This is a genomic window from Enterococcus sp. C63 (assembly GCF_040887215.1).
In the GTDB taxonomy this organism is placed as follows: domain Bacteria; phylum Bacillota; class Bacilli; order Lactobacillales; family Enterococcaceae; genus Enterococcus_B; species Enterococcus_B hirae.
The window spans coordinates 64,218-76,795 of sequence record NZ_JBFOFI010000005.1 but is presented as its reverse complement, the minus strand read 5'-3'; the positions used below and the strand labels follow the sequence as shown (position 1 = coordinate 76,795).

The following is a 12,578-nucleotide window of genomic DNA, read 5'->3' as shown; positions in this document are numbered from 1 at the left end:
CAGATGTCAAATAGTATAACTCGTAAAAATAAAACAAATAATTTATAAAAAGTTTCTTATAATTACGCATAGTTACGCAATTATTTATGTTTTCATCATCATAATGTTAATAGCGCATCAATTATTTGTTTATTATGATCAGATTCAAGCTTTTGACTCAGCTATTGACTAAAAAAAATAGCACGGCATCATCTATTCTGATCCCGTGCTACTTTGTTTTCACTAAAGGCTACTCGCTATTTTAAAAGACAGTCATTGTCTATAAGATTCAAAATTTGAATCCTATTTTTACTCTAAGAAATCTTTCAATTGTTTTGAGCGTGATGGATGGCGTAATTTACGTAACGCTTTCGCTTCGATTTGTCGAATACGTTCACGTGTTACTCCGAATACTTTCCCAACTTCTTCGAGTGTTCTGGTACGACCATCGTCTAAACCAAAACGTAAGCGGAGAACATTCTCTTCACGGTCAGTCAATGTATCTAAAACATCTTCTAATTGTTCTTTTAGCAATTCATAAGCTGCATGTTCTGCAGGACTAGTAGCTTCTTGGTCTTCAATGAAGTCTCCTAAATGAGAATCATCTTCTTCACCAATTGGTGTTTCTAAAGAAACTGGCTCTTGCGCAATTTTCAATATTTCACGTACTTTTTCTGTAGGAAGGTCCATTTCTGCACCAATTTCTTCTGGTGTCGGTTCTCTTCCTAAATCTTGAAGTAATTGACGTTGGATACGGATCAATTTATTGATGGTTTCTACCATATGCACTGGGATACGGATCGTACGTGCTTGGTCAGCGATGGCACGAGTGATTGCTTGTCTGATCCACCATGTAGCATAAGTTGAAAATTTGAATCCTTTACGATAGTCAAATTTTTCAACAGCTTTCATCAAGCCCATATTTCCTTCTTGGATCAAATCAAGAAATTGCATGCCACGTCCAACATATCTCTTAGCAATACTTACGACCAAACGAAGGTTTGCTTCAGCTAAACGCTGTTTTGCTTCTTGATCACCTTCTTCGATTTTTAAAGCAAGAGCTACTTCTTCTTCCGCAGTTAATAGGGAAACACGACCAATCTCTTTTAAATACATACGTACTGGATCGTTGATTTTTACACCAGTAGGTGCTGACAGTTCTTCTGTTTTTGCTTGTTCCGCTTTTTTCTCTGCACTCTTCAAGCTATGGATCGATGGATCTCCATTTTCATCAACAACGCTGATTCCAGCATCCTCGACTTTTTGGATCAATTTATCCATCTCATCCGCATTCAATGTGAATGGCGTTGCAAGTTTATTTGAAAGATCATCATACACGACTTGTCTTTTTGGTTTGTTTTCTTTGATAAAAGCTGCTACTGCTGCTTCATACTTTTTATTCTCTGTTACATTTGCCATAAAAGAAGGCCCCCCTTGAGTAGCTATTCGGCTTGTTTTAACTGTTTTGTTAAATTAATGATCTCAATCGTTAATTCCAATTCTAATTGCTTGTTTCCAGTTCTTCTAGCCTCTTGCTGCATTTGTTTTTTTAAAGTTATTTCATCAGCTAAACTAGACTTTCTGATTACACGCAATAAGTCTTGGATTTCTCTTGGTGTGCTTTCTTCGGCTACACGCAAATACTCGATTTCCACCACTAAACGCCTTAAATTTTCATCTTGCAAAAAGTCCAAAAACTCCGCAAGGTTGAATTCATCATGTTGTGACACAAATGCATCGAATAAAAAATATACTTCTGCATAAATGTCATGAATAAACTGAAATTGCTGTTCTTTCAAAAGATTACGGACAGATATCTCTTTGAACACTCTGTATAAGAGCATTTGTTCCGCTTTTTCTACTTGAGTCAGCGGTCTCTTTTTCGTTATTGCCGTCCGTGAAATAGTTGGTTCTGGCAATGTCGTTGGTTGGTTGGTTCGATTCGTTTGATTTTCCCTGCGAAAATCCCGTATTTGCTTTTGCAGGGTTTCACGACTAAGTTGAAATTCGGTCGCTAGTTGCGACAAATACATATCTTGTTCGATTGGCGAGACAACTTGACTAAGTTCTCTCGATACCTCTTCTAAGTACTGGATTTTATCTTTTTCATTCTCCAGGTTCTTGTCTTGCTTCAAATAACGTGACTTGAAAGTAAAGACCGTTTCACGACCATGAAAGATCAGTTCATTAAAGGAGTCATTTCCATATTTACGTAAATATTCATCGGGATCAAGTTTTTCCGGAATCACAACGATTGATAATTGCAATCGACTATTTTGTCGTAACAATTCGATCCCTCGATTCGTTGCCTCGAATCCTGCCTTATCTCCATCGTAACAAAAAACTAGTTCTTTGGTTACTCGTTCAATCTGCTGGATCTGTTGATTCGTTAAACTCGTTCCCATGGAAGCTATCCCATTTTTTACACCTGCTTGCCAAGAAGCAATGACATCCATGAAACCTTCAAATAAAAGAACTTCTCCGCTTTTTCGGATATCACTACGTGCTTTATCCAAGTTGAACAACACTTGTCTTTTATTGAATAATTCTGTTTCTGGACTATTCAAATATTTGGGTTGATCTTTTTCTTGTCCTTTTTCTGGTGCAAGCCAGCGTCCAGAAAAACCAATCGTGCGCCCTTGAGGGTTTCTGATAGGAAACATGATACGTTGGTAAAACCGATCAGATATTCCTCCATCCTCATGAGAGATAAACAAACCAGAACGTTCCAACACTTCTTGATCGTATGCTTCAGTTTTAAATACTTGTTTCAAAAATGAACGTTCATTCGGTGCAAATCCGATCGCAAATTCTTCAATCAATTCTAGTGTCAAACCACGTTGTAGTAAGTAATCTAAAGCTTGCTCGCCTACTTTCGTGTGTAGCAACATATGATGATATACTTCTGCGGCTTTTTCATGCGCTAAAATCAATTTTCCTGTAATTGAATCGCTATTTTCGAAGGGAAGTGTTTGTTTGCGCCATTGATCTTCTAACTGAATTTGTTCAAAATCAGCAACTTTGACGACTGCTTCTGGGAAACTAAGTCCTTCTAGTTCTTGAAGAAAAGTAAAGACGTTTCCTCCTTTTCCGCAACCAAAGCAATGAAAAATCTGTTTATCTTCAGCCACCGAGAAAGATGGTGTTCGTTCTTCATGAAAAGGACACAAACCTAAATAATTCTTTCCAGATTTTTTTAATTGGACGTATTGACCAATCACCTCAACAATATTCGTTTGTCCACGAATCGTTTCAATGACTTCTTGAGGAATCCGTTGAGCCATGCTTTCACCCCCTGTAAATAGCTAATTGGCATCTGTCAAAGAGATACCTCAGGAGAATAACCGGTAAAAAATCGCACTAACGAAAATCAGTGCGATTTTAAAGGACACAATTATACATGTTTCATTCTATCACAATTCTAAACTTTTTCAAGTATAATACTTGTCATTCTAAGAACAAGCAACGGTTTATTTCGTTGTTGCTAATTTATTCAATAAGTAGTCACGGATATTGGTCTTTCCATAAATCAGTCTCAAAATGATATTAACGATCATAAAACCAATGAAATATGGCCAAGCCGTTCCTAACCCAAGATCAACTTCTAACAGATGATGGAAAAGCATCGCTGCTACATAAATCCCTACAACAGTTGTTACCGCTAAGAAAATTCGCAACGGATTAAATGGATAACACGCTTTGACTACTGCCATACAGCTGATTCCGATCAATAGATAATACATTAAAGTGGTCGTTTGCAACTGGGTAAATGGCAAAACTTTTCCTAAAATATAAACCACAATAATATTCAATACGACTAGCAATGCATTTGGCAATGCATTGATCAATGCTGTTGGTAAATAACGATAGGTAATCTTTCGTTTATCTTGTTCAAACGATAAGAAGAAAGAAGGATAACCTTCAATAGCTAAGTCAATCAATGTGATCTGGATTGGGATGAATGGAAACCCGATTGCAGTAATTGCGCATAAAATAGAAAGAATAAACGAATAGATCGTCTTGATAAAGAAAATACCTGAAACTTTGGTCACATTGTTCACGACACGACGCCCTTCGAATAAGACTTCTGGTAAAGTCGTAAAATCAGAATCAAGTAAAACGAGATTAGCAATTTGTCTTGTTGCACCGTCTCCTTCAGCCATGGCGATACTGCAGTCTGCTTCACGCAGTGCCAATACGTCATTGACTCCATCCCCAGTCATAGCCACAGTTCCACCACTTTGTTTTAATTCATTCACTAATGTTTTCTTTTGTTGTGGACTCACACGACCAAAGACCGTGTACTCATGAGCGGCTTCCCGGACAGCTTTTTCTTCTGTCATCGTAGAAAGATCAACATACGAATCATAATTTGGTAAGCCTGCACGGCGGGCAATATTTGAAACTGTGAACGGATTATCACCTGAAATAACCTTTAGATTAACACCTTCAGCATGTAAATAAGCTAATGTTTCTTCTGCATTTTTACGTATTGGATCGTCAATCTCAAACAGCGCGATTGGTTCAACGCCTTTTGGCTCTCCTTCAGTCAAATGTTGTTCAGGAGCGACACCCAGCATCAATACACGGTAGCCATTTGCTTGAGCATCCACCAAACTTTCTGGCAGTTGTGATTTTTCAACCAAACGTTCAGGAGCTCCTACATAGATCACACCTAATTCAGGAAACTCCATCGCTCCCCATTTTCGGTCAGAAGAGAAAGCTAACTTTTCAGTCACAGTATAGCGATTAGCTACTTGAAAGTAATCTCTAAGTGCCCGCATGGTAAGATTATTGTCACTGCTTTCAGCTAGATAGGTTCCCATGATTTCAGGAATCGCTTTTTCGTACTTAGGATTTAGGGCTTCGACCCGTTGGATACTCATTTTTCCTTCAGTGATCGTCCCTGTTTTATCCAAGCAAAGCGTATCTACATGAGCAAGTGTTTCAATCGAATACATATCTTGGACTAAGATTCTTTTCTTTGCTAATTTCGTTACACCAGTAGTCAGTGCAATACTAATCAAAAGGACTAAGCCTTTAGGCAACATCCCTAGTAATGCTGCTGCCGAAGCAATAACAGAAATCTTAATAGAAGCATCACGGATAAATAACGCTTCTAAAAATAAAATAATACCTAATGGAATGATAATGAAGCTAGTAAATTTCGATACTTTTCGAATAGAATCGACAAGTTCAGAATGAATCGCTTTATGGGTTTTTGCTTCACTCGTTAGGCGAACCGCATAGTTGTCTGCGCCAACACGAATCGTTTGAGCTAAAACAGAACCACTGGTTAAGAAACTACCTGAAAGCAATTCATCTCCTTCGGTTTTGACAATCAGGTCTGACTCCCCTGTCAATAGTGCCTCATTGGCTTCTGCGCGTCCTGAGATCACTTTTAAATCAGAAGGAATCTGTTCCCCTGCACCAATCTTTACGACATCTCCTAAAACTAATTCTTTCGTTGAAATCGACTGCTCTTTTCCTTCGCGGATAACTCGTACCTCTGATTGCGAAACAATCGATAGCTTTCTTACTAGATTTCTAGCATGGATTTCTTGATAGATACCAATAATGATATTCACCACAATAATTGCCAAGTAAGCCATATTGGAATAGGCACCGACCAATAGTAAGCAAATCCCAATACCAAAATTTAAAAAATTGAACAGCGTTAGTATATTGTCACTAAGAATCTGCTTAGTACTTTTTGATGCATCCTCTTGGTAATCATTTTGCTGCCCAGAGGAAATTTTTTGTCTCACTTCTTCCTGAGTAAGACCATTCATTTCTTTCGTTTCCATTTTTCGCCAACTTTCAAAAAATAATCAATATATTTAAGTCTAGCTTGTTCTATTATTAAAAACAACTTATTTTTTACAAATTTATACAAAATAAGAACACATGATTCTATGCCGCTGAGAAATCCCAGCAAAAATCATGTGCCATTCAACCTTTATTTATATTGTTCTTCTAAACGACTCATCCACCAACCTAATGCGATACCAGCAAAAAATAAAATGGGACAAAAGATGATTCCTAGTAAACTTAAATTTGTGTAATCTGTAGGAACAATCATTACCGTCGAAGCAAAAACAACTCCTAAAATAAAATGGAACAATTTACTATATGCCTTAGAAAAGATAAAATCAAATAACTTTGATAACGTCAACACGCAGACTACCGCGCCTAAACCGATCGGTAAGATCACGTCTAAGCGAGCTTCTTTGAAACCATCAGCCATCGCCTTGTATAACCCCATATAGACTAAAAAATTCGAGGGACTCAGTCCAGGAACAATCATCCCTAAGCCGATTAGACCGCCAGCGATGATCCAAGTTACTGTGTTTTGTTCAACTTGACCATCAAATAGTTGTGATCCGTAAAGTAAAAAGAAATAAGCCACGATCAATGTGACGATCATCAGGATGATATCACCTGATTGCCGCCCTTTCTTTCCAGCTTCTTTCCACAACGCTGGAACAGTACCTACAATACACCCAACAAAAAACCATAAAATCGTCGTTTCATATGTCCCTAATAAGAAACTCACCAAAAAGGAAAGCAAAAAGACTCCGCTGATGCCTCCTAATCCGACAGGCAAAAAGAAAAGCACGTTTTCTTTAAAATTTCTGGTTAGATGAGCTAAAAAAGAGATCAATCGTTCGTACATCCCAAAAACAGCTGCTAAAGCGCCTCCGCTTACCCCCGGTAAAATAAAACCCGAACCGATAAACATTCCCTTTACAAAGCGCAATAGCCAGTCTTTCCCTGAATCTTTCGCTACCTTTTCTGTTATGATTTGTTCTTTTTCCACTTTTTTGAGCACTCCTTCTTTCTGATAAGATAAAGATCTAGCAAAAAATCTCAGCATTACACTCAATTAGTTAAAAACTTTGTCATATAACTCAATGAGGTCTTCATTCATCTTGACAACTTTTGTGTAAAACATGTTCCCTCCATTATGATAAAGATAACCGCCATTGTAAAGCAATGAGGGGACTCGCCAATAGCGATACTTGGTTTTTTTCTCATTACCTAAAAGTGGACTCAAGACATTTTTGGAATATTCTTCTGCTATCTCCATAGTATTTTCCCCACCTCGGTTTTTTACGTAGACAATATAATCCTTACCGAAGTTATAGGCTTGTATCGCTGTATCAAGATCACATCCTTGTTTTTTTGCCTCATTGATCATTTCTGCTAAGTAGCTGACTCCTTGATCGATACTTTCTTTTTGATTATCGATCACATTGGCTTTACCATAGGCGCTTTCCGAACTTTGCATCAAATCAATCCCCTTGCCTTTTGATTCTGTTAAAATGATCCCCTTGACCAAAGACTCGTACTCTTCCATATGGTACTTTTTGATTGCTGTTGTTATTTCTGGTTCGTACTTTTCTACTCTTTTAATCGATTGATAGGTTTTTCCTAAGATGATCAATACTCCTATGACCAAGACAATCACTAAAAAAGAGACGATTCTTCGAAAGATTGACTTTTTCTTTTTTTTCATAAACATTCACCTAGTTATTTTGACATCTTTTTTTATCTTACTATTTATTATCGTTCTTGGCTATTTCTTACTAATCATTTGTTCCTTTCCTTAATAAAAACTGAAATTTTCGGAATTTTTTACTATCTTACGAAAATGATCGTTGTTTTTTTAGGAAAACAATTGCTCTTATAGGAGAATTGTCGTTATACTTTAACCAGTAGGTGATTATGTGAAAAAAGAAAAGAAATATGCAAAAATGACTGATGGAACAGAGATCTATTATGAGAAAAGCGGAAATGGCATGCCTCTGTTTTTACTCCATGGTAATGATGGCAGTGGTCGTTTCTTCTCAGAGCAAGTTCCTGTCTTTAGTCAGTTTTATACCGTTTATCTCATTGATAGTCGAGGTCACGGACGTTCAACGAATCAAGCAAATACCTTGTCTTTTCGTTTGATGGCAGAAGATCTTTATACCATCATGCTACTTGAAGGAATTACAAAAGCAAATATACTAGGTTTTAGTGATGGAGCTAATCTTGGTTTGGTCTTTTCAAGTTATTATCCAGAGAAAGTACATCGATTAATATTAAATTCAGGAAATACTTTAGTTAAAGGGGTTTTATTCTCAGCGAGACTGCTTAGCTACTGTCATTATATTGGTATGTGGTTGCTTTCTTTAGTTTGCCCATCGCTTAGAAAAAATTTGTTGGTGATCAAATTGTTGTTAAAAGATATCGGTCTTTCAACAGCAGATTTAGAGAAAATTAAATGTAAAACATTGATTATTGTTGGAAAAAAAGATGTGATCAAACTGCAACACTCCCTTTACCTAGCAAAAACGATCCCAAATGCTTCTTTTGTTTTAGTGAACGAACAAGGACATCAGTTAGCTAGAAAAGATCCTCAACGTTTCAATCAAGAAGTATTAGATTTTTTGTCTGAATAATAAGAATAGTAGGTGATTTTTTTGTTAAAACAAGCCTTACAATGGTTCAAAAACCATTTAGGTCTCTTTAAAACAATCTTTTTAATTTCTGTGGTTGTCATTATCGTTAGTGAATTGATCAATATTGGCAAAACACTATCGATCGCTCAATTAGCCGAAACATTTGCAACAATCCCACTTTGGAAGACGGGGTTGATGCTCATTGTTGGATTACTATCTGTTGCACCGATGATTGGGTATGACATCATCCTTAACCGCTTGTTGGGACAAAAATTAAAAAAGAGTTATTTATTTGAAACAAGTTGGTTGATCAATACCATCAACAATGTTGCCGGTTTTGGCGGCTTTGTCAGCATCGGATTACGCTCCGAATTATACGGTCATAAAAAAGACAGTAAGCAGTTGATGCAAGCTTTGTCGAAGATCTTTTTATTTCTAATGGCTGGACTATCTATTTATAGTTTGATTTCTTTTTTTATGGTCTTTTTTGCACCGGTTGCGCCTTTTATTAAGCAGTATTGGATTTGGTTGATCGGTGGTGGGTTATACTTCCCACTTGTTTTTGTAGTCACTACCTTAAAAAAAGAGGGCTACCTCGGAGGACTCTCATTAAAAACACAAGGACAATTGCTGCTTGTCTCGATCTTAGAGTGGTCTGGTGTCTTGTTCACCTTTCTAGCAGTTGGGGCACTTATGGATATCAAAGTCGATTTGTGGCAAACGATACCGCTCTTTATCGCAGCTTCAGTTATCGGAATCGTCTCGATGATTCCTGGTGAAATCGGTAGTTTTGATATCATGATGATTATCGGTCTTTCTGCCATAGGTGTGCCAAAGGCAACTGTAGTCGTTTGGATCTTACTGTACCGAATTTTTTATTACATTATTCCTTTTTTGATCGGAATCGTCTTTTTCTTTAAGAATATTGGCTCAACCTTTGATCAACGTTATTCTGGTATTCCTAAGCAACTGGCAACAGAGATTGCTCATAAAGCCGTCGTCGTCCTTTTATATTTTTCTGGTATCATGATGGTTCTTTCAGCAACGATCCCACAAGCTTTTACCGAGTTTCGTTGGCTGCATAGTATCAATCCGTTAAGGTTGCATTTTATTATTCAATTCCCAAGTATGTTGTTAGGATTTCTCTTTGTCATCATGGGGCGTGGGATTGCTGCAAGAGTCAAAAGAGCCTATTGGCCAACTATTGCACTGATCTTTTTAGCAGCATCTTATGTGACGATTATTGACTTTAGCTTTACTGCAGCTATTTTCCTATTGTTACTGTTGTTGATCGTAATTGCTTCGAAAAATGAATTATTTAGAGAACAAATCATTTATTCATGGGAATGGTTGACGATTGATGGTGTGATTATTGGTGCTTTAGCGTTGCTTTACATCATTATTGGTGTTTATAATCTGCCAACATTTCCTCATCGTAAGCATCATTTTATTTCGTTCTTTTTGTTCCCGTCAGAAAAGATTTGGTTATCTGGATTATTTGCTATTATTGCAGTAAGCTTTATCATCATTCTTTTCGTCCACTTCCTACAAGGAAAGAAACAGCAAGTCGGCGAACCGTTAGATGAGGAAAAAGCGTTAAATATCCTCCATACCTTTGGCGGAAACTCTGACAGTCAATTGATTTTCTTAAAAGACAAGCGCATGTTTATTTATGAAAAAGACCAAGTTGGAACGGTTTTATTACAGTTTGCTTGTTACAATAATAAATGTATCGTGATGGGCGATCCTTCGGGTAAAAAAGAAGATTTTCCTGCCGCTATCGAAGCGTTTATTGAAGAAACAGATCGTTTGTGTTACCTCCCCGTCTTTTACGAAACGAGTGAAGAAATCGTGATGATTTTACATGAATTCGGCTATGACTTCATCAAAATGGGCGAAGAAGCACACGTTGAATTAGCCAATTTCACTACTTCTGGAAAGAAAATGAAAGGGTCACGTGCGATCTTGAATCGGATTGACCGAGAAGGTTTTACTTTTGAGATTATTCAGCCACCTTTTTCTGCGACACAGATGACTGAACTCAAACAAATTTCTGATCAATGGTTAGGAAGCCGAAAAGAAAAAGGTTTTTCACTGGGGTTCTTCTCAGAAGATTATCTACAGCGGGCACCGATCGCTGTTTTAAAAGACCCACAACAAGACTTAGTAGCATTTGCTTCGATCATGCCAACCTACACAGATAACAAAATCGGCACGATTGATTTGATGCGTTATGATCCTGAGAAAGCACCAGCTGGAAGTATGGATTATCTTTTCCTTCATTTATTTGAGTATATGAAAGAGGAACAGATTGAATTTTTCAACTTGGGGATGGCGCCATTATCCAACGTTGGAACCTCAAGAAAAAGTTTTATTCAAGAACGAATTGCTTACTTAGTTTATGAATTTGGTTCACATTTTTACTCTTTCCACGGCTTGCGTGAGTATAAAGATAAATATGCGACTCATTGGACTTCCCGCTATACTTCCTATTCACGTGACAGTTGGATTGCCTATGTCATGATCGCATTATTGATCATTGATAATGCACCAGTTGACCATAAAAAGCGATTAGTAGGTTTAAAGAAGTGGTTACAAAAACACTGAATATGACAACTTATATCTAATGATGGAAGAAAAAAAGACGCATGATTCTAAAAGTCATCTGACTTGTTGAATCGTGCGTCTTTTTTATTTATCTATCCTTTGTTCTTAGGCTTCGATTTCTGTTACGATACCTGAACCTACTGTACGACCACCTTCACGAATGGAGAAAGTCGTCCCGTTTTCAATAGCAACAGGATGAATCAATTCTACATCGATCGTTACGTTGTCGCCAGGCATGACCATTTCCGTTCCTTCTGGCAAAACAATTGTTCCTGTTACGTCAGTTGTGCGGAAATAAAATTGTGGTCGATAATTATTGAAGAATGGTGTATGACGTCCGCCTTCTTCTTTAGTCAAAACATACACTTCTGCTTTGAATTTAGTATGAGGTGTAATTGAACCAGGTTTGGCAATCACTTGGCCACGTTCGATGTCTTCTCTTTGAATCCCACGTAATAACACACCTACGTTATCCCCTGCTTCACCGTAATCAAGCGTTTTGCGGAACATTTCAACTCCTGTTACTACGGCTTTTTGCGTTTCTGGTTTGATCCCTACGATTTCGATTTCGTCACCGACTCGAACAGCCCCACGGTCAATCCGACCAGATGCTACTGTTCCACGTCCAGTAATTGAAAATACATCTTCGACGGGTAACAATAATGGTTTGTCCGTATCACGTTCTGGTGTTGGGATGTATTCATCGACTGTGTCCATCAATTCCATGATAGCTGCTTCTGCATCAGGATCACCTTGTAATGCTTTTAATGCTGATCCTTTGATTACAGGTGTATCATCACCTGGAAATCCATATTCGCTTAATAGTTCACGAACTTCCATTTCTACTAGATCAATTAATTCTTCATCATCGACTAAATCTGTTTTGTTCAAGAAAACAATCAAATATTTCACGCCTACTTGGCGAGAAAGTAAAATGTGTTCACGAGTTTGAGGCATTGGGCCATCCGTAGCAGAAACAACCAAGATTGCTCCGTCCATTTGAGCTGCCCCAGTGATCATGTTTTTCACGTAATCCGCATGCCCTGGTGCATCGATATGTGCATAGTGGCGTTTGTCTGTTTCGTATTCCACATGAGCAGTATTGATCGTGATTCCACGTTCACGTTCTTCTGGCGCTGCGTCGATACTAGCATAGTCTTGAGGATTTGCTAAGCCTTTTTTACCTAGTACTGTAGTGATCGCAGCAGTTAAAGTAGTTTTCCCATGGTCGACGTGTCCAATGGTTCCAATATTTACGTGTGGTTTACTTCTATCATAATGTTCTTTTGCCATAATTAACAAACCTCCTAATTAATTTAGAGCTTTAAAGTTTTGCTCTCATCTGTTGTCCATTATAGACTTCTTTGGAAAAATCCAAAAAGAATCTGTCCGCCTTACTTTTTGTAAGTATCGAACAATTTGTATTATACGTCAAATTTGGTCAAAGTCAACCAAGAACACTTATGCTGATTAATGACTAATTTTTCATCAGCCAACCATGCGTAATTGTTGTGACTATCTCCTTGTTTTCACTACAATGGCCTC

At 37.6% G+C, this 12,578-nt stretch carries 8 protein-coding genes; 2 read left to right on the top strand and 6 right to left on the bottom strand.

Annotated features, from left to right (window positions below; genetic code table 11):
* Positions 1-288: 288 nt before the first annotated feature.
* The 5 genes from rpoD to AB3H90_RS08760 form a co-directional block, all read right to left on the bottom strand.
* Positions 289-1,398, bottom strand: coding sequence for an RNA polymerase sigma factor RpoD (gene rpoD, locus AB3H90_RS08780; protein WP_368016581.1), 1,110 nt, complete (start codon positions 1,396-1,398; stop codon positions 289-291).
* 23 nt (positions 1,399-1,421) lie between these two features.
* Positions 1,422-3,263: a DNA primase gene (gene dnaG / locus AB3H90_RS08775; RefSeq protein ID WP_094940780.1), complete on the bottom strand. Its 1,842-nt coding sequence runs from the start codon at positions 3,261-3,263 to the stop codon at positions 1,422-1,424.
* Between the two features lie 186 nt (positions 3,264-3,449).
* On the bottom strand, positions 3,450-5,771 hold the full coding sequence (locus AB3H90_RS08770; protein WP_368016637.1) for a cation-translocating P-type ATPase: 2,322 nt from the start codon (positions 5,769-5,771) through the stop codon (positions 3,450-3,452).
* Positions 5,772-5,938: 167 nt separating this feature from the next.
* On the bottom strand, positions 5,939-6,721 hold the full coding sequence (locus AB3H90_RS08765) for a DUF368 domain-containing protein (protein ID WP_225792594.1): 783 nt from the start codon (positions 6,719-6,721) through the stop codon (positions 5,939-5,941).
* A gap of 144 nt (positions 6,722-6,865) precedes the next feature.
* The gene (locus AB3H90_RS08760) at positions 6,866-7,498 is read right to left on the bottom strand and encodes a lysozyme family protein (protein WP_053766455.1); all 633 of its coding nucleotides are present in this window, start codon (positions 7,496-7,498) and stop codon (positions 6,866-6,868) included.
* A 211-nt stretch (positions 7,499-7,709) separates the two neighbouring features.
* On the opposite strand from AB3H90_RS08760, the gene AB3H90_RS08755 reads away from it, so the two are divergent.
* Positions 7,710-8,426, top strand: a complete 717-nt coding sequence (locus tag AB3H90_RS08755; RefSeq protein ID WP_010719591.1) for an alpha/beta fold hydrolase — start codon at positions 7,710-7,712, stop codon at positions 8,424-8,426.
* A gap of 21 nt (positions 8,427-8,447) precedes the next feature.
* The gene (gene mprF, locus AB3H90_RS08750) at positions 8,448-11,033 is read left to right on the top strand and encodes a bifunctional lysylphosphatidylglycerol flippase/synthetase MprF (RefSeq protein ID WP_368016580.1); all 2,586 of its coding nucleotides are present in this window, start codon (positions 8,448-8,450) and stop codon (positions 11,031-11,033) included.
* A 105-nt stretch (positions 11,034-11,138) separates the two neighbouring features.
* Here mprF and tuf read toward each other — a convergent pair whose 3' ends face one another.
* The gene (gene tuf / locus AB3H90_RS08745) at positions 11,139-12,326 is read right to left on the bottom strand and encodes an elongation factor Tu (RefSeq protein ID WP_010719593.1); all 1,188 of its coding nucleotides are present in this window, start codon (positions 12,324-12,326) and stop codon (positions 11,139-11,141) included.
* Between the last annotated feature and the right edge of the window lie 252 nt (positions 12,327-12,578).